Annotated in this window: 24 protein-coding genes, 1 tRNA gene and 2 riboswitches; of the genes, 15 read left to right on the top strand and 10 right to left on the bottom strand. The window is 58.1% G+C overall.

Annotated features, from left to right (window positions below):
• Positions 1-5: 5 nt before the first annotated feature.
• The 4 genes from JNX03_RS12790 to aroC form a co-directional block, all read right to left on the bottom strand.
• On the bottom strand, positions 6-773 hold the full coding sequence (locus JNX03_RS12790; protein ID WP_203209413.1) for an SDR family NAD(P)-dependent oxidoreductase: 768 nt from the start codon (positions 771-773) through the stop codon (positions 6-8).
• Positions 773-1372 (bottom strand): cob(I)yrinic acid a,c-diamide adenosyltransferase, encoded by a 600-nt coding sequence (gene cobO / locus JNX03_RS12785; protein ID WP_203209412.1) that lies wholly within the window; start codon positions 1370-1372, stop codon positions 773-775. Before cobO ends, JNX03_RS12790 begins: the two co-directional genes overlap by 1 nt.
• A gap of 13 nt (positions 1373-1385) precedes the next feature.
• Positions 1386-2360, bottom strand: a complete 975-nt coding sequence (locus tag JNX03_RS12780; RefSeq protein ID WP_203209411.1) for a DMT family transporter — start codon at positions 2358-2360, stop codon at positions 1386-1388.
• Positions 2361-2462: 102 nt separating this feature from the next.
• Positions 2463-3566 (bottom strand): chorismate synthase, encoded by a 1104-nt coding sequence (aroC, locus tag JNX03_RS12775; protein ID WP_203209410.1) that lies wholly within the window; start codon positions 3564-3566, stop codon positions 2463-2465.
• Between the two features lie 91 nt (positions 3567-3657).
• A riboswitch (TPP riboswitch) is annotated at positions 3658-3760 on the top strand.
• Between the two features lie 36 nt (positions 3761-3796).
• On the opposite strand from aroC, the gene thiB reads away from it, so the two are divergent.
• The 3 genes from thiB to JNX03_RS12760 are packed head-to-tail and all read left to right on the top strand — an operon-like array spanning position 3797 to position 6985.
• Positions 3797-4774: a thiamine ABC transporter substrate binding subunit gene (gene thiB / locus JNX03_RS12770; protein ID WP_203209409.1), complete on the top strand. Its 978-nt coding sequence runs from the start codon at positions 3797-3799 to the stop codon at positions 4772-4774.
• Positions 4750-6306 carry a thiamine/thiamine pyrophosphate ABC transporter permease ThiP gene (locus JNX03_RS12765; RefSeq protein WP_203209408.1) on the top strand — a complete coding sequence of 519 codons (1557 nt, stop codon included), beginning with the start codon at positions 4750-4752 and terminating at the stop codon, positions 6304-6306. Before thiB ends, JNX03_RS12765 begins: the two co-directional genes overlap by 25 nt.
• A complete protein-coding gene (locus tag JNX03_RS12760; protein ID WP_203209407.1) occupies positions 6293-6985 on the top strand; it encodes a thiamine ABC transporter ATP-binding protein in 693 nt (230 codons plus the stop codon). Before JNX03_RS12765 ends, JNX03_RS12760 begins: the two co-directional genes overlap by 14 nt.
• Before the next feature lie 143 nt (positions 6986-7128).
• On the opposite strand, the gene JNX03_RS12755 is transcribed toward JNX03_RS12760, so the two are convergent.
• Positions 7129-7578, bottom strand: coding sequence for a 6,7-dimethyl-8-ribityllumazine synthase (locus JNX03_RS12755; protein WP_203209406.1), 450 nt, complete (start codon positions 7576-7578; stop codon positions 7129-7131).
• A 75-nt stretch (positions 7579-7653) separates the two neighbouring features.
• Positions 7654-7804, bottom strand: a riboswitch (FMN riboswitch).
• 65 nt (positions 7805-7869) lie between these two features.
• On the opposite strand from JNX03_RS12755, the gene JNX03_RS12750 reads away from it, so the two are divergent.
• The 5 genes from JNX03_RS12750 (at position 7870) to JNX03_RS12730 (ending at position 12066) form a co-directional block, all read left to right on the top strand.
• Positions 7870-8493, top strand: a complete 624-nt coding sequence (locus JNX03_RS12750; RefSeq protein WP_203209405.1) for an FMN-binding negative transcriptional regulator — start codon at positions 7870-7872, stop codon at positions 8491-8493.
• A gap of 72 nt (positions 8494-8565) precedes the next feature.
• Positions 8566-9177, top strand: coding sequence for a glutathione S-transferase (locus tag JNX03_RS12745; RefSeq protein ID WP_203209404.1), 612 nt, complete (start codon positions 8566-8568; stop codon positions 9175-9177).
• Positions 9178-9352: 175 nt separating this feature from the next.
• The gene (petA, locus tag JNX03_RS12740; protein WP_203209403.1) at positions 9353-9910 is read left to right on the top strand and encodes a ubiquinol-cytochrome c reductase iron-sulfur subunit; all 558 of its coding nucleotides are present in this window, start codon (positions 9353-9355) and stop codon (positions 9908-9910) included.
• A gap of 12 nt (positions 9911-9922) precedes the next feature.
• Positions 9923-11263 (top strand): cytochrome b, encoded by a 1341-nt coding sequence (gene petB / locus JNX03_RS12735; protein WP_203209402.1) that lies wholly within the window; start codon positions 9923-9925, stop codon positions 11261-11263.
• 11 nt (positions 11264-11274) lie between these two features.
• Positions 11275-12066, top strand: coding sequence for a cytochrome c1 (locus tag JNX03_RS12730; protein ID WP_203209401.1), 792 nt, complete (start codon positions 11275-11277; stop codon positions 12064-12066).
• Positions 12067-12166: 100 nt separating this feature from the next.
• Here the strand turns inward: JNX03_RS12730 and mtaB are convergent, their stop codons facing one another.
• Positions 12167-13423 carry a tRNA (N(6)-L-threonylcarbamoyladenosine(37)-C(2))-methylthiotransferase MtaB gene (mtaB, locus tag JNX03_RS12725; RefSeq protein WP_203209400.1) on the bottom strand — a complete coding sequence of 419 codons (1257 nt, stop codon included), beginning with the start codon at positions 13421-13423 and terminating at the stop codon, positions 12167-12169.
• The gene (gene dapF, locus JNX03_RS12720; RefSeq protein WP_203212240.1) at positions 13420-14253 is read right to left on the bottom strand and encodes a diaminopimelate epimerase; all 834 of its coding nucleotides are present in this window, start codon (positions 14251-14253) and stop codon (positions 13420-13422) included. Before dapF ends, mtaB begins: the two co-directional genes overlap by 4 nt.
• A 104-nt stretch (positions 14254-14357) precedes the next feature.
• Between dapF and JNX03_RS12715 the strand changes: the two genes are divergently transcribed.
• Positions 14358-14433: transfer RNA gene (locus JNX03_RS12715), tRNA-Lys, on the top strand.
• Between the two features lie 235 nt (positions 14434-14668).
• Here the strand turns inward: JNX03_RS12715 and JNX03_RS12710 are convergent.
• Both JNX03_RS12710 and JNX03_RS12705 read right to left on the bottom strand, forming a co-directional pair.
• Positions 14669-15304 carry a ChrR family anti-sigma-E factor gene (locus JNX03_RS12710; RefSeq protein ID WP_203209399.1) on the bottom strand — a complete coding sequence of 212 codons (636 nt, stop codon included), beginning with the start codon at positions 15302-15304 and terminating at the stop codon, positions 14669-14671.
• Complete coding sequence (locus JNX03_RS12705) at positions 15305-15871, bottom strand: sigma-70 family RNA polymerase sigma factor (protein ID WP_231024191.1); 567 nt, start codon at positions 15869-15871, stop codon at positions 15305-15307.
• Positions 15872-16029: 158 nt separating this feature from the next.
• Between JNX03_RS12705 and JNX03_RS12700 the strand changes: the two genes are divergently transcribed.
• The 6 genes from JNX03_RS12700 to JNX03_RS12675 all read left to right on the top strand — a co-directional run bounded on the left by JNX03_RS12700 (position 16030) and on the right by JNX03_RS12675 (position 21531).
• Positions 16030-17310 carry an NAD(P)/FAD-dependent oxidoreductase gene (locus tag JNX03_RS12700; protein ID WP_203209397.1) on the top strand — a complete coding sequence of 427 codons (1281 nt, stop codon included), beginning with the start codon at positions 16030-16032 and terminating at the stop codon, positions 17308-17310.
• Entirely contained in the window at positions 17307-18062 is a 756-nt protein-coding gene (locus tag JNX03_RS12695) for a DUF1365 domain-containing protein (RefSeq protein ID WP_203209396.1), read from the top strand. Before JNX03_RS12700 ends, JNX03_RS12695 begins: the two co-directional genes overlap by 4 nt.
• Positions 18062-19219 (top strand): SAM-dependent methyltransferase, encoded by a 1158-nt coding sequence (locus JNX03_RS12690; protein ID WP_203209395.1) that lies wholly within the window; start codon positions 18062-18064, stop codon positions 19217-19219. The genes JNX03_RS12695 and JNX03_RS12690 overlap by 1 nt, the downstream gene beginning before the upstream one ends.
• On the top strand, positions 19212-19949 hold the full coding sequence (locus JNX03_RS12685; protein WP_203209394.1) for an SDR family NAD(P)-dependent oxidoreductase: 738 nt from the start codon (positions 19212-19214) through the stop codon (positions 19947-19949). The genes JNX03_RS12690 and JNX03_RS12685 overlap by 8 nt, the downstream gene beginning before the upstream one ends.
• Before the next feature lie 27 nt (positions 19950-19976).
• The gene (locus tag JNX03_RS12680; RefSeq protein WP_203209393.1) at positions 19977-20375 is read left to right on the top strand and encodes a DUF2177 family protein; all 399 of its coding nucleotides are present in this window, start codon (positions 19977-19979) and stop codon (positions 20373-20375) included.
• 100 nt (positions 20376-20475) lie between these two features.
• Positions 20476-21531, top strand: coding sequence for a cupin domain-containing protein (locus tag JNX03_RS12675; RefSeq protein WP_203209392.1), 1056 nt, complete (start codon positions 20476-20478; stop codon positions 21529-21531).
• Between the two features lie 6 nt (positions 21532-21537).
• Here the strand turns inward: JNX03_RS12675 and JNX03_RS12670 are convergent, their stop codons facing one another.
• Complete coding sequence (locus JNX03_RS12670; RefSeq protein WP_203209391.1) at positions 21538-23052, bottom strand: malonate--CoA ligase; 1515 nt, start codon at positions 23050-23052, stop codon at positions 21538-21540.
• Positions 23053-23080: the final 28 nt, after the last annotated feature.

Genomic DNA, 23080 nt, shown 5'->3' with positions numbered 1-23080 from the left:
CCACATTATTTGCGAAGCGCAGGCAGGCCTACGCCTGTGCTTTCAAACCCGCCATCTGATGCGATGATCTGGCCAGTGACATAGCTGGCCTTTTCACTGCACAGGAACGCGATGACCTCACCAATTTCCTGCTCCGACCCATAGCGGTTCAGTGGGATCGCATCATAGTAGGCGTCGATAATGTCCTGTGTGTGGACTGCCATGGCAAGTTTTGTGCGCACGGGGCCGGGGCAAACGGCATTTACGCGAATCCCATATTCCCCGAGTTCTGCGGCCTGTTGTTTGGTCAGGTGGATCACAGCGGCCTTGGATGTGCCGTAGGCAACCCGAAGCGTCGAGGCCCGCAAGCCAGAGATTGAAGCGATATTGACGATCGCACCAGCACTGTCTTTGAGCGCCTCTGTCGCGGCTTGCGTCATCAGAAACACGCCGTCCAGATTGGTTTCCATCACCCTTCGCCAGCGGGCAAAGTCGGTTTCTTCGATAGGACCAAAATCCGCAACGCCGGCATTGTTGACCAAGGCATCGAGCCGCCCGAAATGATCGATGCAAGCCCGGATCGCTTGTGGCGCGGCTTGCGGGTCGGAAACGTCGAACAGCAAGTCCAACGCGGCGCCGTCAAACTCTGCCGCCGCGGCTTTTAACGCGTCAGCGTCGCGATCCAGCAGCGCAACTTTCCAGCCGTCTTTGACCATCAGGTGCGCTGTGGCCAGCCCGATCCCCCGTGCCGCGCCAGTGATCAGCGCGACCTTGGCGTGTTTGGCAGTCGCCATCAGAAATCGACACCGCGCTGGGCTTTGATGCCTGCCTTGAACGGGTGTTTGACCTCGGTCATCTCTGTCACCAGATCGGCATAGGCGCAAAGTTCCGGCTTGGCATCGCGGCCCGTGAGGATCACGCCTGTGTCCTTGGCACGGGCGTCCAGACCCGCGATCACGTCTTCGACGCTGATGTATTCATAGCGCATCGCGATGTTGATCTCGTCCAGGACCACCAGATCATAATCGCCGCTTTCCATCATTTCGCGGGCCTTGGCAAAGGCCGCCTGTGCGGCGGCAATGTCACGCTCTTTGTCTTGGGTGTCCCAGGTAAAGCCTTCGCCCATAGTGTGCCATGTGACCTCTTCAAGACGGTCAAAGAACAGCCGTTCGCCGGTCTTCCATTTGCCCTTGATGAACTGCACCACGCCCACCCGCTGTTTCCAACCAAGCGCCCGCACCACCACGCCAAAGGCGCTGGAGGTTTTGCCTTTGCCCGCGCCGGTGTGGACCAGTACCAGCCCCTTTTCAGGATCCTGAAGCTCTGCGACTTTCTTGCGCTGCTCGGCCTGACGCTTTTGCATTTTTTCTTTGTGGTCTGCTGTCTCGGACATGGGGTTCTCTCCTTTAACCGGGGGTGCCTGGTGGGGGGACATTGGGCTTTGATTTGCTCCTGTCCACCCCCAATTGCCGTTCGCGCCAGATAATCAGCACGCCGCCGGCAATGACAAGCCCGGCACCAAGCAGAATTGTTGCTGTGGGCACTTCGCTGAACACCACCCAACCAATGAGGCTGGCGAAGATCATCGAGGAATAGTCAAAGGGGGCCAGCATCGAAGCGCTGCCAAAGCGGAAGGAGGATGTGACAAGGATCTGCGCGACGCCTCCGATCAGACCCGCACAGATGATCAGGCCCAACACCTCTATGCCGGGCGCGGTCCATGTAAGGGCAGGTGTTTGAATGAGCCAGCCCAATGGCAGGGTCAGCAGGGACAGGCAGGTGGCCGTCAGCGAAAAGTAAAAGACGATGGCCGAGGTGCTGTCGGTTTGCACAAGCCGCCGTACGTGGATTTGCACCAAGGATCGCAGAATGGACGCCGCCAACACCATCAACGCGCCATAGGTCGCGGCGGCGCTAAAGTTGGCGTCCACAGACAGGCGCGGGGCAATCACGATCATCACTCCAATCAACCCAAGCGCCACAGCCGACAGGCGAAAAAGGCGCACCCGTTCACCCAGAAACAACGCTGCGAATATGACGGTGAACATCGGCGTGGCATAGCCGATGGCCGTGACTTCAGGCAGGGGCAACAAGGCAAGCCCGGCAAAGGTCAGGCCCATGGCGGTGGTGCCAAACAGACCCCGCCAGATATGCCCGAAGAGGTTGTTGACCTTGAGCCCATCGTGCAAATGCCCGCTTTGCCAGAGCCAGAGGCCGATGATCGGTATCGCAAACAATGAGCGGAAAAAGACAGCCTGCCCCGGAGGGACTTGGCCCGATGCGGCCTTGATCAGCGCGGCCATGACCATGAACAGAAAGATCGCACAAAGTTTAAGCGCGATGGCACGGCCGGGGCGGTTTTGCGTCAGACTGGCGGGCATGCCGAAGTCATGCGCCTCTGATCGGGAAAGTGCAAGCGTGTGGGTAGGGTGGCGGACTTTTTTGAAAAGTCCGGTCCGGAAAATTTGAAATTTTCCGCGCCCTCAGCCGATGATGCCGCGGTTTTCCCCAACCTGTCCGCGGTGCAGCAACAGGTGGTCGAGGATCACACAGGCCATCATCGCCTCACCCACAGGAACGGCGCGAATACCCACGCAGGGGTCATGGCGGCCCTTGGTGATGATCTCGGTTTCCTCACCACTCTTGGTGATGGTTTTGCGGGTGGTCAGGATGCTGGAGGTTGGTTTGACGGCAAAGCGCACGACGATGTCTTGTCCGGTGCTGATCCCGCCCAGAATACCACCCGCGTGGTTTGACGAGAATCGGGGCTGTCCGTCGTTGCCCATGTAAATCTCATCCGCGTTGGCCTCTCCCGTTAGCATCGCCGCTGACATGCCCTCGCCAATTTCGACACCTTTGACGGCATTGATGCTCATCATTGCGGCGGACAGATCGGTGTCAAGTTTGCCGTAAACCGGTGCGCCTATGCCTGCAGGCACGCCGCGCGCGACCACCTCGATGATTGCCCCGACGGAGGAGCCGGATTTGCGCAACCCATCAAGGTAGGTCGCCCAGTCTGATGCGGCCTGTGCATCTGGCACCCAGAACGGGTTTTGCTCAATCTGGTCCCAATCGAAGGCAGTGCGGTCAATCTGATGCGGACCCATCTGCACCATGTAGCCGGTGATCTGAACATCCGGCGCCATCGCCTTGATGGCCTCGCGGGCCAATCCACCCGCCGCCACGCGGGAGGCCGTTTCGCGCGCAGAGGACCGCCCGCCGCCGCGATAATCGCGGATTCCGTATTTCTGGAAATAGGTGATATCTGCATGTCCGGGGCGAAACTTGTCCTTGATATCGCCGTAGTCCTTGGACCGTTGATCGGTATTTTCGATCATCAACTGAACCGGGGTGCCGGTGGTTACACCTTCAAATACACCAGACAGGATCTTGACCTCATCGGCCTCGCGCCGCTGGGTGGTAAACTTGTTCTGGCCGGGTTTGCGTTTGTCGAGCCAGTGCTGGATCATCTCGGCTGTGACCGGAACTCCGGGCGGGCATCCGTCAACGGTTGCGCCCAAGGCCGGGCCGTGGCTTTCGCCCCAAGTGGTCACGCGGAAGAGATGGCCAAAGCTGTTCATCGACATAAATGCACTCCTGTTGGCTCTGCATTAACGGGCGCGGTGCTGTGTCTCAAGGGGTTTTGGCTTGCATCCCTTTGTACATGCTCCTAACGATGGCGATACCTCGGGGGGCTCGATTGAGCTGAGATGTGCATTTGCATGGACCCGTTGAACCTGAACCGGTTAACACCGGCGGAGGGAAGGTCTGGACAATCATCCATCCTTTTTCCCTTTCGCCGCAAAAGGAGGATGCGATGAAGTATCTTACACTTGCAGCGGGCTTGCTTGGGGCCTCGGCAGCGATTGCCGAAACACCAGTGCTGACAGTCTATACCTATGACAGTTTTGTTTCTGACTGGGGGCCGGGCCCGCAGATCGAAAAGGCGTTTGAGGAAAACTGTGCTTGCGATCTGAAATTTGTCGGAATGGGCGATGGCGCGGCGCTTTTGGCGCGGCTCAAGCTTGAGGGCGCGCGGTCTGACGCAGATGTGGTGCTTGGGCTTGATACCGGCCTGATCGCCGCAGCGAAGGACACCGGATTGTTCACTGAAACATCTGTGAGCGCCGATTATGCCTTGCCGATCACTTGGGACGATGCGGTTTTTGCGCCTTATGACTGGGGCTACTTTGCCTTTGTGCACAACACGGACATGACACCGCCCACAAATTTCAAGGCGCTGGGCGAAAGTGACGTGAAAATTGTCATTCAGGATCCGCGTTCCTCGACCCCCGGTTTGGGGCTGATGATGTGGGTCAAGGATGCCTATGGTGACGAGGCCGAAGCCATCTGGCAGGGCTTGGCCGACAATGTCGTGACCGTGACCAAAGGCTGGTCCGAGGCGTATGGTCTGTTCCTTGAGGGCGAAGCCGACATGGTGCTGAGCTACACAACCTCGCCTGCCTATCACATCATTGCAGAAGAGGACGAAAGCAAAGCCGCCGCCGTGTTTGACGAAGGTCACTACATGCAGGTCGAAGTGGCCGGGCGTCTGGCAAACAGCGATCAGCCAGAGCTGGCCGAGGCGTTCTTGAACTTCATGGTGTCAGACGTGGCGCAATCCATTCTGCCAACAACCAACTGGATGTATCCGGCGGTGATGCCCAGTGGCGGTTTGCCCAAAGGATTCGAGGCGCTTGTGCAACCTGAAAACGCGCGGTTGATCCCCGCCGCAGAGGTGCCAGCCATACGTGATGCGGCATTGCAAGAATGGCTCGGCGCGTTGTCGCAATGAGACATGCTGCGGGTATCGGTGCTGCGATTTTGGTCGCAGCGCTGGTGCTTGCTGCTTTGCTCGCGGTGATGTCCCGGGCAGAGCCCGGCGCGGGTTTTCTGCGCTCTGATTGGGCGGCTGTGCGGTTCACCGTTTGGCAGGCTGTCTTGTCTTCGATGATTTCAACACTCTTGGCCATTCCGGTCGCCCGTGCGTTGGCGCGGCGGCGGTTTGCAGGTCGGACCTTGCTGGTGACGCTGCTGGGTGCGCCGTTCATTCTGCCCGTGATTGTGGCTGTGCTCGGGTTGTTGACGGTGTTCGGCAGATCGGGCTGGATGAACCAATTGCTTGGCCTAGTAGGGCTGCCTGAGGTCTCGATCTACGGACTACACGGCGTGGTTTTGGCCCATGTATTCTTCAACCTGCCCTTGGCGACACGGCTGATCCTGCAAGGGTGGCAAAGTATCCCGGCAGAGCGGTATCGCCTTGCTGCCCAATTGCGCCTTGGGCCGCGTGCGATTTTTCTGACTCTGGAATGGCCCCTGCTGCGCCAAGTTGTGCCGGGGGTGGCGGCGTTGATTTTCGTGATTTGCCTGACCAGTTTTGCCGTTGCGCTGACGCTTGGTGGCGGTCCAAGGGCCACAACGCTTGAACTGGCAATTTATCAGGCGTTCCTGTTTGATTTTGACTTATCGCGAGCGGCGCTTTTGTCTTTGGTGCAGCTGGTGTTGGCAGGGGGCGCTGCATTGGTGGCGCTGTGGATCATTCCGTCAATCTCATTGGGCGGTGGTCAGGACCGGACGCTGCAACGTTGGGATGCGCGGGGCGGCGTGCAACGTGCGCGGGACGGGGCGGTGATCACCTTGGCGGCGCTGTTTTTGTTGCTGCCGCTGGCGGCGGTTGTGCTGCGCGGTGTTGCGGGGCTTGCAAAGGTGCCTGTCGCGGTCTGGCATGCGGCGGGGCTGTCGGTGTTTGTGGCGGTGATCAGCGTGCTGACGCTGTGCCTTTTGGCGCTGCCGATGGCGGGCTGGATCGCCAGCCGCCAAAGAGGCGGGGTGGAGGCCATAGGTTTGCTGGGCTTGTCCGCGTCCCCTTTGATGATCGGCACGGGCTGGTTCATTTTGATCAATCCTGTGATGAACCCGTCAGATCTGGCCTTACCGGTCACGGCTTTGGTCAATGCCTTGATGGCGCTGCCCTTTGCGTTGCGAATTTTGGTGCCGCGTCTGCGCGATACCCTGGCAGATTTCGGGCGGCTCTCTGTCTCGCTTGGCCTGCAAGGCTGGCCGCTTTGGCGATGGGTGATCTTGCCACGTCTGCGGGCGCAATTGGGATTTGCCGCCGGATTGACGGGTGCATTGTCGGTGGGCGATCTGGGTGTGATTGCGCTTTTTGCTGATCAGGAACGGGCAACATTACCGCTTCAGATGTATCGGTTGATGGGCGCCTACCGAATGGAAGCGGCGGCGGGGGCGGCCTTGATCTTATTGGCACTGGCCTTGGGAATATTCTGGCTTTGCGACAGGGGAGGACGCTGGCATGCTGAAAGTTGAGCAGGCAGAAATTGTGTTGGGTGATTTTTCCCTGGCTGCGGATCTGGAACTGAATCAGGCGCAGCGATATGCCGTGATCGGTCCGTCGGGGGCAGGCAAATCAACCTTGCTCAGCGCGCTTTGTGGGTTTGTGCCGTTGCAATCGGGCCGGATCCTTTGGCAGGGACGGGATATTACGCAGGATGATCCGGGCCAACGGCCCATGACGATGCTGTTTCAGGACAACAACCTGTTTCCGCATCTGACGGTGCAGCAGAACGTGGGACTTGGCCTGCGTCCTGATTTGCGGCTGTCGGGCGCGGAGCAAGCCAAGGTGCAGGATGCGCTGCGCCGGGTGGGACTTGAAACGCACAGCGGCAAGCGGCCAGCGGCCTTGTCGGGTGGTCAACAAAGCCGTGCAGCACTGGCGCGGGTGTTGGTGCAGGCCCGGCCACTTGTCCTGCTGGACGAACCTTTCGCGGCTCTGGGTCCGGCCCTGCGCAATGAGATGTTGGATCTGGTGGCTGAATTGGTGGCCGAAACCGGCGCGGCGCTGATCATGGTGACACATGCCCCAGAAGACGTGCGGCGCATAGCCGATCAGGTGGTGTTTGTCGCCGAAGGCCGGGCCGAGGCTCCGCAACCGGCGGCGGCGTTGATGGATAACCCGCCGCCGGCGCTGCGGTCATATTTGGGTTGAAAGGCGCACCTGTCAGGTCGTGCTGTTTGGCTGCGCGGTGGCGAAGTCTTTAAAGACTTCGGTCCGTTTCCTTTAAAGGAAACGGTTTGGCGGTGCCCCGGCAATGTGAAGACCGCCGGGACGGCTGTTAGGGCAACATCGGGTCAGGCCGCCAGCGCTGTTTCCACCTCGGCGATCTTGAGGGCGGCGCGGGCGGCTTCGCGGCCTTTTTCAACAAAATGCGTACGGTAGATCGCATTGTGATGGTCGGTTTCCTGATAGTGATGCGGGGTCAGAGACACCGACAGCACAGGTACGCCAGTGTCCAAGCCAACCCGCATCAACCCTTCAACCACAGCAGCGGCCACGAAATCATGGCGATAGATGCCGCCATCCACAACAAAGGCGGCACAGGCAACGGCGCTGTAGTTCCCCGTGCGTGCAAGGGTCTGCGCCATCAGTGGCAATTCAAATGCGCCGGGCACATCGACAACATCGACCTGCGCGGCGGGAATAAGTTCGCAAAACCCCTCAAGCGCGCGATCAACGATATCTGCGTGCCATTGAGCTTTGATAAATGCGAAGCGGGCGGGGGCTGTATTGCCTTGTGTCATAATGATCTCCTTTGGTTCAGACACGTCCACCCAAGGCGATCACGACCACAGACAGGGGCGAGACCCCTGAAAATGCCGCATTCTCTTTCATCCGGACTATGACCGTCGGCTCTGGCATCTCACCAGATCTGCTGACCAATCCCTTAGTGGAATTGCGCTCGCGGGCTCGCAAGGTCTTGCCCTGCATACCGCCGGTGGGGAATTTCACCCCGCCCTGAGAATAGCGCCACGTTGCAATGTCATGCAAAACTCTGCAAGAGCGAAAATGAGTGATTTGCAAAGGAACGCGCCATGCATCCCAATCCGATATTTCACGATGCCGACGATGCACGGAACGTTGCGTTTGCCCGCGAGCGGGGCTTTGGCGTTTTGGCGGCGCAGGGTGCGGATGCGCCGATGCTGAGCCATATTCCTTTCCTGCTGTCCGAAGATGGCGCTGTCGCTGATTTGCATCTGGTGCGGTCCAATCCGATTGTCCGCGCCTTGAAAGAACCGATACCTGTGACTTTGGCGGTGTCAGGTGGCGATACTTATGTCTCTCCTGATTGGTACGAATTCGCAGATCAGGTTCCGACCTGGAATTATGTCGCGGTGCATCTGACGGGTGTTCTTGAGCGGCGACCACAAGAGGAGTTGCTGGCTCTGCTCGACCGGCAATCGGCCTTCTATGAGGATCGGCTTCTGCCCAAGCCGCCATGGAAAACCAGCAAGATGACACCGGATGCGCTGGACAAGATGATGCGCATGATTGTGCCTTGCCGGATCAGGGTGTCGGGTGTCGATGGGACGTGGAAGCTGGGCCAGAACAAGCCTGATGCGGTGCGCGATGCCGCCGCGGGCCAGATTGAAGCCTTCGGTTTTGGATCGGAAGCGCATGTGATCGCCGCCATGATGCGCGGTGTACCCAAGGGTTGATTTGGTACAATGCAGTGATTGCGCCCATGGCATTGCGGCGCAATACTTGGTCGATCTTATCAGGAGACCTGCATGAAACTCGCCTATTCGCCGACTTCCCCCTATGTCCGCAAAATCATGGTTTTGCTTCATGAAACCGGCCAGCTTGATGATGTCACGCTGGAAGAACAGCACGGGACGCCTCTGGCGCCGGCTGTTGGATTGTTGCCACAAAATCCGCTGGGCAAAGTGCCTGCACTGGAACGGTCCGATGGCCCGTCGATCTATGACAGCCGGGTGATTTGCGCCTATCTGGATGATCGCGCCAAGGCTGGTCTTTATGGCAGCGGCGCGGCACGCTGGGATCTGTTGACGCTCGAAGCCACGGCGGACGGGATTCTCGATGCGGCCCTGTTGATGGTCTATGAATCGCGTCTGCGCCCCAAAGAGATCCGTATGGATGCCTGGATCGAGGGGCAATGGGGCAAAATTGAACGCGCCTGTGCTGCATTGAACACACGTTGGATGAGCCAGCTGTCTGCTCCGATGAATATCGGCCAGATCGCGGTGGGTTCTGCGCTGGGTTATCTGGATTTCCGTTTGGACGCGCGTGGTTGGCGCAAGGGCAATGATGCATTGGCCGCTTGGTTCCAGACTTTTGATTCGCGCCCGTCGATGCAGGCAACTGTCCCGCCAGCGGGTTAATTTTTTGTTCAAACGGCCATTTTTCCGGTTTCTTCGGCAAACTGCGACCCTTTGCGCGGCATTGCCATCTGGACGGACTCGCTTTGGCCCGTTAGATACCGCTTGAAGTCAGGTGGCGCATTCGCGCCGCCTCTATGTCTGATGGCCCGTTTTGGCCGAGAAGTGGAGTAAACCCGTGTCCCAAGCAGATGATCACGCAGGCACCCGGAGGGATTTCCTGTATTACGCAACCGCCGGAACCGGTGCTGTAGCCGCCGGTGCTGTTGCCTGGCCGCTTGTCAATCAGATGAATCCATCTGCTGACGTTCTGGCGCTGTCCTCTATCCGTGTGGATGTTGCCGATGTTGAACCCGGCACCCAGTTGACTGTGAAGTGGCTCGGCAAACCGGTTTTCATCCGTCGCCGCACTCAAGAAGAGATCGACGAAGCCCGCGCCGTGGCTTTGTCTGACCTGCCCGATCCGGTGGCACAGAATGACAACCTTGGTTCCGTGGATGCGTCCGACGAGAACCGCACGCTGGATGAAGCGGGCGAATGGTTGGTGATGATGGGTGTGTGTACGCACCTTGGCTGTGTGCCTTTGGGCGATGCCGGTGACTTTGGCGGCTGGTTCTGCCCCTGCCACGGTTCACACTACGACACCGCGGGCCGTATCCGCAAAGGGCCAGCGCCGACCAACCTGCCGGTGCCTGTCGCTGAATTCGTGGATGAAACCACGATCAAACTGGGTTAAGGGAGCACACCAATGTCTGGAATTCCTCACGACCATTACGAGCCAAAGTCAAACGGCGAAAAGTGGCTGCACAGCCGCCTGCCCATCGTTGGCCTGCTCTATGATACATTGATGATCCCCACACCCAAGAACCTGAACTGGATGTGGATCTGGGGTATTGTGCTGACGTTCTGTCTGGCGCTTCAGATCGTCACCGGTATCGTTCTGGTTATGCATTATACACCGCATGTCGATCTGGCGTTTTCGTCTGTTGAACACATCATGCGCAACGTGAACGGCGGCTACATGCTGCGGTATCTGCACATGAACGGCGCATCGCTGTTCTTTGTTGCAGTTTATGCGCATATTTTCCGCGGTCTCTATTACGGGTCTTACAAAGCCCCGCGCGAGATCACCTGGATCATCGGTATGCTGATTTACCTGCTGATGATGGCGACCGGCTTTATGGGTTACGTTCTGCCATGGGGTCAGATGTCCTTCTGGGGCGCGACTGTGATCACCGGCCTGTTTGGCGCGATCCCCTTCGTGGGTGAAAGCCTGCAAACCTTCCTGCTGGGCGGACCTGCGGTGGACAATGCCACATTGAACCGCTTCTTCAGCTTGCACTATCTGCTGCCCTTCGTGATTGCTGCGCTTGTTGCGGTTCACATCTGGGCCTTCCACAGCACCGGCAACAACAACCCAACAGGTGTTGAAGTGCGCCGCGGCTCAAAGGAAGAAGCAGAGAAAGACACGCTGCCGTTCTGGCCCTACTTCGTGATCAAGGATCTGTTCGCGCTTGCCGTGATCCTCGCGGTGTTCTTTGCCATCGTTGGCTTTATGCCAAACTATCTGGGCCACCCGGACAACTACATCGAAGCGAACCCGCTTTCGACACCTGCGCATATTGTGCCGGAATGGTATTTCTTGCCATTCTACGCGATCCTGCGGGCGTTCACCTCTGAGGTTTGGGTCGTACAGATCGCGTCCTTCGTGACCGGCGGTATCATTGACGCCAAGTTCTTTGGGGTTCTGGCAATGTTCGGCGCGATCGCAGTGATGGCGCTGGTACCATGGCTGGACACATCCAGCGTACGTTCGGGCCGTTATCGCCCGATGTTCAAATGGTGGTTCGCCCTGCTGGTGATCGACTTCTTCGCCCTGATGTGGCTGGGTGCGATGCCGGCCGAGGAGCCTTATGCGAGCTTCTCGCTGATTGCATCGGCCTATTGGTTTGCCTACTTCCTGGTAATCCTGCCGCTGCTTGGCGTGATCGAGAAACCGCTGCCGCAACCGGCAACCATCGAAGAAGATTTCGATGCACATTACGCCCACAAAGCCGATGCTGACGCAGCGGCAAAACCGGCGGAGTGAAGGACATGACAATGATCAAGAAACTGACCCTGTCCGCGCTTGTTGCGCTTGGCCTTGGCACTTCCGGCGCAATGGCCGCCGGTGGTGGCGAACAACACATCGAGAACATCGATTTCTCGTTTGACGGCCCGTTTGGTGCCTATGACGTGAACCAACTTCAGCGCGGTTTGCAGATCTACACCGAGGTCTGTGCGGCTTGTCACGGTCTGAAATACGTGGCGATCCGAACCCTTGGTGATGAGGGCGGCCCTCAGTTGCCCGAAGATCAGGTCATCGAATACGCCAAACAGTTCGAAGTGTTTGATGCCGATCTCGATGATTTCCGCGCGGCAACACCTGTGGACCACTTTCCGGAATCCAACCTGGAAACTGCACCTGATCTGTCGCTGATGGCAAAAAAGCGGGCGGGTTTTCATGGCCCTTACGGCCTTGGCATCAACCAGTTCTTCAAAGGCATGGGCGGCGCGGAGTATATTGCGGCACTGCTGAATGGCTATACAGGTGAGACCAAGGAACAAGCCGGTGTGACCTTCTATGAGAACACCGCGTTTCCGGGTGGCTGGATTGCCATGGCACCACCGCTGGACGATGAATCTGTTGAATTCATCGATGGCCATGCCAACGATCTGCATCACCTGTCCGAAGATGTTTCCGCGTTCCTGATGTGGACCGCTGAACCCAAGATGATGGCGCGCAAGCAAGCTGGTTTTGCCGGTGTGCTGTTCCTGACCCTGCTTTCGGTTCTGCTGTATTTGACCAACAAACGCCTTTGGGCGCCGGTGAAATATAAAAACCGCGACTAAGCTGGCCTAAGCCGGAACTCAAAAGCCTTCGTAGGAAACTGCGGAGGCTTTTTTGTGATGTGTGTAATGAAACCCGCCCGAACCTTTGAGATTAAACGGTTCAGGCGGTGAGTTGGTTGCCGGATTGCCCAAAGATGGCAGTGGTGACGATCTGCCCTTCGGTCTGTGGCTGCGCAAAGGTCACCTCTGTAAACTGCTCGGTCCGGCCCATGGTCGGGTTTTCCATCAAGATACGATGGGTCTTGCCTATCTGCGCCTGTAAATGCCGCTGCACCTGCGCATCGCCAGCGGCCCGCAATTGCGCAGCACGGGTTTTGATCACTGTCCCGTTCACCTGATTTGGAATCTTCGCGGCCGGTGTGCCTTCCCTTTTGGAATAGGGGAACACATGGAGCCATGTCAGATCACAGTCTTTGACCAGCTTGAGCGAGTTTTCGAAATGTGCGTCTGTCTCCGTCGGGAACCCCGCAATGATATCGGCCCCGAACGTCATATCCGGGCGCAGGCGCTTGGCCTCTTCCGTAAACCGGATCGCGTCATCGCGCAGGTGCCGCCGCTTCATCCGTTTGAGGATCATGTCATCCCCATGCTGGAGCGACAGATGCAAATGCGGCATCAGACGCGGCTCTGTCGCGATGGCCTGCATCAGGTTTCCGTCCACCTCGATGCTGTCGATCGAACTGATGCGCAGGCGGGGCAGGTCGGGCACCAGCCGCAGGATGCGCATGACCAGATCACCCAGTTTGGGGGTCGCTGGCAGGTCCGCGCCCCAAGAGGTCAGATCAACACCGGTTAGCACGACCTCGTTAAAACCTTTGCCCACCAAACGTTTGATCTGGTCCACCACCACGCCTGCGGGGACGGAGCGTGAATTGCCACGGCCATAGGGGATGATGCAGAAGGTGCAGCGGTGATCACAGCCATTCTGGACCTGTACATAGGCCCGGCTTCGGGTGCCGAACCCGTCGATCAAATGTCCGGCAGTTTCGGTGACGGACATGATGTCATCGACCTGCACGGCCTCTGTTTCACCGATAAAATCCGCGGCCAGCCCGAGCCATGTTTCGGGGCGCATCTTTTCGGTGTTGCCAATGACGGCGTCGACCTCTTCCATTTTGGCAAAGGTGTCTGGCTCGGTCTGTGCGGCGCAGCCTGTGACGATCAGGCGGGCGTTAGGATGGGCCTTGCGCAGCTTTCGGATGTCCTGCCGGCCCTTGCGCACGGCCTCTGCCGTGACGGCGCAAGTGTTCACGACAATCGCGTTCTCAAGCCCGGCCTGCCCGGCGAGATCCTTCATCGCCTCCACCTCGTAGGCGTTGAGGCGGCAACCGTGGTTGGAAAAGACCGGGGGTTTCATTTCAGGCTGTCCAGAAAGGCGGTCGTGAATACGCCACTGAACACATGTGAGGTCGGTCCGGTCATCCAGACGCCGTCCTCGGCCCAATTCAGGTGCAACGTGCCACCATCCAGATCAATGCGGACCTGTCGTCCCGTCAGCCCCCGCCGCGCCGCCGCAACGGCAGTGGCGCAGGAGGAGGAACCAGAGGCCAGTGTCACACCAACGCCGCGCTCCCAGACCCGCATGCGGATGTGGTCGGGGCCAATGATCTGCGCAATTTGTACGTTGGTACGTTCGGGGTAAAGCGGGTGATGCTCGATCCGTGGTCCGATCTCTTCGAGGTTTGCCCCCATCACGTCATCGACAAAGAAGGTGCAATGCGGATTTCCCATGCCGGTGGCGGTCGGACTGCCATCAATGGGCAGCGCCAGCGTATCCATTTGCCGTGCCAATGGCACTTCGGTCCAATCAAGTTGTGGCAGGCCCATATTGACAGAGGTTAGTCCGTTACCTGCGTCTTTCGCCGCCAAATCCCCGCGATCCGTGGTCAGGTGGAGTTCGGACTTGCCGGTCTCATCCATGATGAACCGCGCGATACAGCGTGTGGCATTCCCGCAAGCGGCAGACAAAGATCCGTCAGAATTGAAAAACGTCAGATGGGCGTCACCTTTGCCCCTTGTGATCAGTGCAAGCTGATCGAATCCCACGCCAAAGTGCCGATGACCGATTCCTTTGGCCATTTCGGGCGTGATCACCCGCGTCTGCACACGCGCATCCACAACGACAAAGTCGTTGCCCAACCCATGCATCTTCATAAAGGGCAGATTATCGGTGTTTTCAGAGCACATTCGGCGCATATAACGATGCGCCGCGAAGTAATCCAGCATGTCCAGGCATTTTCCTGTTTTTGGGCTTGACCCTGCCCCTCTAGCTTTCTAGATACGCGCCCAGTGGGCCGTTAGCTCAGTTGGTAGAGCAACTGACTTTTAATCAGTAGGTCGTTGGTTCGAACCCAACACGGCTCACCACTTCTTCCCAAATGGATCAAGTGGTTACGCATAACCACTACGTTCAATGCGACCGTCGCGGGATCTTTGTGATCCGGGCATGGGCGTTACATTTGTGGCTGGCGGTTTGCCGGCAAACGCCTCACGTGGCTGTCAAATAGGTCATTGGGGCAAAGGGTCCGATGGCCGCTGCTGTCCGGAAAAGGACAGGCAGCAGCTCAACCTGCAGGATTCGTTAGGAGCCGCAAACCGATGATCAGATTTTGAACAACGGCTGGAGCAGTCTCGGCAACAGGGCACTGAAACGAAGCGGTGCATCCGTCGCCGCCAGGCAGATGCAAGGGGGGCCAGCATCCGCAATGGGTGTGTGTTCCAGATCCTGATCCGCGACTTCCAGATCGCCCACACCGAACCGCCCGGTTTCATCGCTGAAACTGCCTTGCAGAACCAATGTCAGTTCCAATCCGTTGTGGGAGTGATCCGGCACAGCCTGACCGGGGGGAATATAAAGAAGCCGCACTGATCCGTCGCGATCACCGGACAGGATGCACTGCCGCACGCCAAGGCCCAGAGACTTCCACCGCGGCGGCTTGCCCTTGAGGGCTTCCATCACAGGTCCGGGATACACACCTGACCGCGCATAGGTTTTCTCGACCGGTACAGGTTCGTCCAGCAGGGCCAAGGTGCTGTGCTTCAGATCACCTGACACAGCTTCGCTGGTGGCGGTCTCCAAAATGGCGCCGCCTGCCATTTGATGCGCTTCAAATCCTGCGCGGCAATCCAGGCACAGCGAAACATGGGCGGCCACGACCACCGCATAGGCATGCGGCAAAGTGCCAGCGGCATAGGCGGCCAGCAGATCGTCAGGGATATGATGATTTATTGCGGTCATTTAACGCATGTCCTTGAGTTCATGGCGCAACTTTTCCAATCCCAGTCGAATGCGGGATTTTATTGTGCCAAGCGGCAGGCCGGTCTGGGTGCGGATCTCCTGATGGGTCAGCTCTCCGAGATAGGCCTTTTCAATAATTTCACGTTGATCGGGTTTGAGCAGCGATAACGCTTTCTTCAGTGCCCCCGCCTCTTGCTCCACGGCGAGGATCTGACCGGCGTCTGGCTCGGTCTCTGGATCCTCGGCCAGTTCTTCGGGAAGGGGGCGGTTTTCTTTACGGATTACGTCGATCTGGCGGTTGCGGGCGATCTGATAAATCCATGCTGAAACCTGAGCGCGTTCGGGATCAAATTGCGCTGACTTGCGCCAGACGGTCAGCATCACCTCTTGCACGATCTCTTCGGCTTGCCCGGTGCCCATGCCGGACCGCATGATGAAACCCTTTAGGCGCGGTGCAAAAAAATCAAACAGCATCGCAAAGGCGTCGCGGTCGCGTTGGTCGCGGACCAATAGCATCCACGTTGTCTGTGGAGAGACTTGGGCTGACGGTTTCGTCACCTGTGTCATGTCCTTTCCAAACCGCGCAGGGGGCGGTTTGAGCGTGGTTGGGATATTTAGGCTCGCAATCAGCATAATCTCATTACGGGGGGCGATAAAAGTCGGATCATTTTTGATCCAATTTTTTTCGCGTCTCGTAACCAGAGGGAATAAGCACTGGAGCCTACATGTCATTTGATGCCCTTCCCATCCGCCCGCAACGTGTCGCTATCATTGGTGGAGGGATCTCTGGATTGGCTGCGGCCTACCTGTTGGCGCCGCATCATGCGGTTACAGTTTATGAGGCCGCGCCGCGATTGGGCGGCCATGCCCGCACAGTCATGGCGGGCCTGAATGGGGATCAGCCTGTCGATACCGGGTTTATCGTTTTCAACTATGCCAATTACCCACATCTGACCCGAATGTTCCAGGATCTGGACGTACCAGTGGCCAAAAGTGACATGAGTTTCGGGGCGTCGATTGATGATGGCCGGATCGAATACGGTTTGAACACCATCGCGGCACTGTTTGCCCAGCCACGCAATCTGATGCGGCCCGGCTTTACCCGCATGCTGGCCGATATCCTGCGGTTCAACAAAAAGGCTGAGGAAACGACCGGCGATACGGACGCCACAATCGGAGAGTTTATGGACGATCTGAAATTGGGCGATTGGTTTCAGCGCTATTACCTGATGCCGCTTTGCGGTGCGATCTGGTCAACGCCGCCAGACAAGATCCGGTCTTTTCCGGCGCGTGCGCTGATCCAGTTTTTTCGCAACCACGCCTTGCTGAGCACATTTGGTCAGCATCAATGGTGGACGGTTGATGGTGGCAGCATCGAATATGTGCGCCGTTTGGAAGCGCATCTGCGCGGGCGCGGAGTGGCGCTTCGCACAGGTACACCTGTGCAAGGTGTCAGCAGGACCGGGACCCAAAGCACGGTTCACACCGCCGGAGCCCCGGACGAAACCTTTGACCAGGTGATCTTTGCCTGCCATCCCGATCAGGCCTTGCGGATTCTGGAACGGTCAACTCCGCAAGAGCAGTCCGCGTTATCCGCGATCCGGTTTCAGGACAACCAGATGATCCTGCACCGTGACACTGCGCAAATGCCCAAGAACAAATCGGTTTGGTCCAGTTGGGTTTACAAGGCCGACACCACGCGGCCGGAGCCAGCGATTGGTGTGACTTATTGGATGAACCGGTTGCAGAACATTCCCGAGACAGATCCGCTCTTTGTCTCACTGAATCCGTCTGATCGGGTGCCCGATGAATTGATTTACGATCAAAAGACGTTCCGCCATCCGGTTTTTGATGCTGCTGCGCTGAACGCCCAGCAGAAGTTGCGTGATCTGCAGGGGCAGAACAACACATGGTTTGCGGGAGCCTACACGCGCCACGGGTTTCATGAGGACGGATTTGCCAGCGCCGCGCGGATTGCCCGTTTGATGGATCGGCAGTTCGCATGACATCAACGCCGGAATATATCTCAGGGGTGACAACCCATACCCGCAAGGGTGCGGTGCGGCATGGTTTCCGCTATGGCGTCGATTACGTGTTGATCGACCCCGAGCAGGATCAGCGCAGTCCGTTCTTGTTTTCCCGCAACAGGTTCAATTTCAGCGCGGTGCATGACGTGGATCACGGTGGCCCACTTGGGGCCGGCCGTGGTTCTGCATGGGCGCGGGCAGCGTTGCGGGCCAATGGTTTGCCGGACCACGGCGTGGATCTGCGTCTTTTGACCCAGCCGCGGTTCTTGGGCTACGTCTTTAACCCGGTCAGTTTCTGGCTGGCCTTCAGGGGGTCGGATCTGGTTGCGGTGATTGCTGAAGTCTCCACGCCGTTCCATGACCGTCACAGCTATCTGTGCCATTTGCCGGATTTTGCGCCGATCACCAGTGAAAGCCGCATCGAAAAGCCGAAATGGCTGCATGTGTCGCCCTATCAGGACGTCGCAGGACATTACCAATTCGGGTTCGACATCCGCGAAGATCAAATTGCCATCCGGATCATTCACAAAAATGGTGAGGAGGGAGTTGTCGCGACACTGTCCGGCCCCCGCGTTCCGATGACAAGCCCGGACCTGATCAAAGCCAGCCTGCGCCGTCCGCTTGGGGCAATGCGCACCATCGGGCTGATCTATTGGCAGGCGCTGATCCTGAAACTCAAAGGGGCCAACTACCGGTCCCGTCCAACACCGCCCAAGACCGAGGTAAGCTGATGCTTTTTCTTACAAACCGTGTGAAGCGGGACTTTCTCGACACATGTGAACGGATCACCACCGGCAGTCTGCGCCTGCGCACGCCTGAAGGCGAGATCTACGATTTTGGCGTAGGATCTCCGGCCGCTGAGATGCGCATTTACGATTGGTCCGTCGTCACATCCATAGCGGCGCGTGGGGATATCGGATTGGGTGAAACATACGTTTCGGGCCTTTGGGAAACCTCTTCCATCGCTGATCTGGTTGAAGTTGCCATTCGCAATCTCGACCAGTTTCGCGGCTATGCCTATGCGGGCTTTTGGTCAAACCTGAAATATCGTGTGGTCAACCAGATTTTGCGCGCCAATTCGCGCAGTGGTGCAGCCCGCAATATCCGCGCGCACTACGATGTTGGCAACGAGTTTTACCAACTCTGGCTGGACGAGGGCATGACCTATTCCTCCGCCATGTTCGCGGCGGGTGATAATGATTTGCTGCGGGCGCAAAACCGCAAGTACGACCGCATTCTGAACCGTCTTGGCGAGGCTGAAAATGTGCTTGAAGTCGGTTGCGGCTGGGGTGGTTTCGCGGAGCGGGCGGCGGACAGCGGGCGTTATGTGACCGGCCTGACCATTTCACGCAGTCAAAAAGGTTATGCCGATGCCCGTCTGGACGGACGGGCCGACATCCGGTTGCAGGACTACCGTGACAGCGATGGCAAGTATGATGGTATCGTGTCCATCGAGATGATCGAAGCGGTCGGCCAGAAATATTGGCCGACCTATTTTGCGATGCTCAAGGACCGGCTCGCCGACGGGGGGCGTGCCGTGGTCCAGGCGATAACGGTGTCAGACGATTATTTCGACACCTATCGGCGCACTGCAGATTATATCAGGCAGCATACATTTCCGGGCGGTTTGCTTTTGTGTGATGCGGCGATCCGCCAGCAGGCAGAGCGGGCCGGTTTGAAGGTCACGGACAGCCTTGCCTTTGGTCAGGATTACGCACGCACCTGCGCGGCCTGGGATGCGCGGATTGAAGAAAAAACCGGCAAAATCCGGGCGCTTGGATATGACGACGCTTTTCTGCGGAGCTGGCGCTATTACCTTGGTGCCTGCGCCGCTTCGTTCAAAGCGGCTCAAACGGATGTTGTCCAAGTGGAGCTGAGCCATGTCTGAGCGTGAGATCATTTGGATCATCGGGGCCAGTGACGGGATCGGCGCGGCCCTGGCCCGCGCTTGGTCGGCCAAAGGCGCACGTCTGATCCTGTCAGCACGGTCCGAAGACAAGCTTGAGGCATTTGCGGCTGAACTGGGACCGGACCATGTGGCGCAGCCGCTGGATGTGTCGGATCGTGCCAGCCTTGATCGCGCGTCGGATGCCATCGCAAAGATCGGGCCGGTTGACCGCGTTGTGCACCTGGCGGCGATCTACGACCCTGGAAAGCTTGCAGATCTGGACCCTAACAAGGCCGAACAGATTGTTACCGTGAATTTGGCCGGAACCTTTCATGTGGCGCAGGTGGCACCAAAGGTATTGCGTGCGGGCGGGCAGATGGCGCTTTGTGGATCGGTGGCAGGCTACATCGGATTGCCGCAAGGACAGATCTATTCCGCGACCAAAGCGGCGGTCATCAACCTTGCCGAAACCCTCAGGGCTGAACTCTCGGGAAAGGTGGACGTCAGGCTGATCAACCCCGGTTTTGTTGAGACCCGACTGACCGCGCAGAACGATTTTGACATGCCCGCCATGGTGACCCCAGAACGTGCTGCGGAGGAGATCATCAAAGGACTGATGGGCCGTTCCTTCGAAGTGCATTTCCCGCGCCGCCTCACATGGCCGCTCAAGTGGTTGAGTGCGCTGCCCTATTGGGCGGCTCTGCCTCTAACCGGGCGTTTGACCCGCTAACCCCAGATTGATGAAAGACGCAAAACCATGAAAATTCTTGTTCTGTACCTCTCGACCGTTCTGGTGTTTTTTGCTGCGGATGCCGTGGGTCTGAGACTGTTGATCAAACCAGTGTTCGACCGGCACATCGCGCATCTTTATGCCGATCCGTTCCGTGTTGTGCCGGCGGCGGTGTTTTATCTTGGTTATGTCGCGGGCCTGCTTTGGTTTGTGTCATTGCCTGCTTTGCGGGACGGTAATCCGGTTGCGGCGTTGATTGGCGGCGCGCTGCTTGGTCTGATGGCCTATGGCACCTACGAGTTTACCAACTATGCGACCCTGCGTGACTGGTCGATGACGCAGGTCGTCGTTGACAGTCTTTGGGGTGGGGTCCTCACTGGGTTTTCTGCTTGGGCCGGGGTCATGATCACACGGGCGCTGGTCTAGGCCAGCCACCGTAGGGGTTCGGTCCTCTTTGCGGATGGCGATGCGATGTATATTGTCTAAGTATCAACAGCATCCGCATCACCATTAGGGAGGCCATCACATGGGCCTGCGATTTATCTTTATGCTGACCCGCAACGACCGAACGGTGGAAGATGCGGCGGCGCATCTTGCGACCGCTCTGGCATTGGGTGTGCGGCATGTGGGGTTTAAGGATGTCGGCTTGCCGGTTGCCGCGCTCAAAGAGTTGAACAAGACGATCAAGGCCAAGGGCGCGACGTCTTATCTTGAGGTGGTTTCTCTTGATCAGGACAGCGAAGTCCGCTCTGCCCGTGCGGCTGTTGAGATCGGTGTCGATGTTTTGCTTGGCGGTACACGTGTCGATGAGGTGCTGCCGGTTCTGGCGGGGCGGGGCATCGCCTACTATCCGTTTCCCGGTCGGATTGAGGGGCACCCCAGCGTGCTGCAAGGCAGTATCGAAGAGATCGCCAAAAGCGCGGCAGAATTGGCGGCTCGGGACGGGGTGGATGGACTGGATCTGCTGGCGTATCGGTCCAAGACGGATGTGCCTGAGTTGATCCGCGCTGTGTGTGAGGCAGCCGGTAAACCGGTGATCGCGGCCGGATCGATTGCCGACCCGTCGCGGATTGCAGATGTGAAGAATGCAGGGGCTGCCGGTTTCACCATTGGCACCGCAGCACTGGACGGGCTGTACCCGGCCGAAGCCAATGATCTGGCAACGCAATTGGGCGCAATTGTCCGCGACGTGGCTGAGTTGAACGGGCATTTGTCACCATTTGGCAAAAAGAGCCTCGACCGCGCCTTTGGGTCCTTTGAGGAAACATGGGCGCCGCGCGTTGCCGGGCAAATCAACAATATGCAGATCAAGTTGGCCAAGTTTTCCGGAAATTTCACATGGCATTTCCATCACGATGAGGATGAGTTGTTTCTGGTCCATCGCGGGCGGCTCTTGATGAAATTTCGCGACCGCGAAGAGATCATTGAAGAGGGTGAATTTATCGTGGTGCCGCGCGGCGTTGAACATTGCCCCGTGGCATTGTCAGAAAGTTGCGAGGTGGTTCTGCTTGAGCCGGCGAGCACGGTGAACACAGGCACCGCCAGCGACGCGCGGACGGTTCATGATCTGGCAGAGGTCTGACGCCGCCTAGCGCCCAAATACATCCGCATAGGTTTCGCGCAGCACGTTCTTTTGAACCTTGCCCATGGTGTTGCGCGGCAGGGCGTCCACCACGATCAATTTTCGCGGACATTTAAATCGCGCCAAATCGGAATTGAGTTGCGCCAAGATCGCCTCGCTGTCCGGCTCCGCGCCTTTTTCCCGCACCAGAACGCCCAGCGGCGCCTCGCCCAGATCGTCGTGCGGTACGCCGATCACAGCCGATTCGAGCACGCCCGGCTGTTCGTCCAGCACCAGCTCAATCTCTTTGGGGTAGATATTGTAGCCGCCCGATATGATCAGATCCTTGCCGCGCCCGACGATCTGCACATAGCCCTGATCGTCTATCAGGCCCAGATCGCCAGTGATAAAGAACCCGTCGCTGCGCAGTTCTGCGGCGGTCTTTTCCGGCATCTGCCAATAGCCCTGAAACACATTTGGCCCGCGTACTTCGATCACGCCTATCTCGCCATCCGGCAGGGTTGCGCCGCTGTCCGGGTCCGTCACCTTCAGCTCGACCCCCGGCAGGGGATGGCCAACCGTGCCTGCGCGGCGCTCCCCGTCATAGGGGTTTGAGGTGTTCATATTGGTTTCGGTCATTCCGTAGCGTTCCAAGATCCGGTGGCCTGTTCGGGCCTCAAACGCCTTGTGAGTTTCCGCCAAAAGCGGGGCAGACCCAGAAATAAAGAGCCGCATATGTGCGGTCAGGTCTTTGGTGAAATCGGGATGATCCAGCAGCCGGGTGTAGAACGTCGGCACCCCCATCAAACTTGTGGCGCGAGGCATGAACCGGATCAATTCATCCACATCAAGCTTGGGCAGGAACACCATCGATCCGCCCGAAAGCAGGATGATATTTGTCGCCACAAACAACCCGTGTGTGTGAAAGATCGGTAAGGCATGCAGCAGAACGTCATTATTGGTAAAGCGCCAGAAATCCTTGAGGGTTTCCGCATTGCTCAGCAGATTGGATTGGCTGAGCATAGCGCCTTTGGACCGCCCTGTTGTGCCAGAGGTATAAAGGAACGCGGCCAGATCGTCAGCAGATCTGTCGACCGTTTGAAAGCTGTCAGGTTGCGCTTCGGCCAGTTCCACCAAGGTGCCGCCGCCCGATCCGTCCAGCGTTTCCAGCCGCGCGCCGGCGTCCATGGCCACGGGTGTCAGGCCGTCGGCCTTGTCGGGATCACAAACCAACAACCGCGCACCAGAGTTGCTGACGAAATAGTCTACTTCGGCAGGTTTGTAGGCGGTGTTCAGAGGTAGAAAAACCAGACCGGCCTGCACGCAGGCGGCAAAAAGCGCCAGCGCATCGGCGGATTTCTCGATCTGAACGGCAACTCTGTCTCCGGGGGTCAGGCCAACCTTGGCAAAGGCATTGGCAAACCGCGCTGTGCGGGCCAGAAATGCCGCATGGGTCACGGTCTGGCCGTTTGGCAAATGCAGAAACGGCGTTTCCTTGCCTTGGTGGCGACCAAACAGAGCGTCGAAAAGCGGATTTGCCATCATCATTCCTTTGCGGAGACTTCGCCCG

Source organism: Sulfitobacter mediterraneus (assembly GCF_016801775.1).
GTDB classification, from domain to species: Bacteria; Pseudomonadota; Alphaproteobacteria; order Rhodobacterales; family Rhodobacteraceae; genus Sulfitobacter; species Sulfitobacter mediterraneus_A.
Note: the sequence above shows the minus strand (reverse complement) of the source record. Positions and strands in the feature narration are given on the sequence as shown.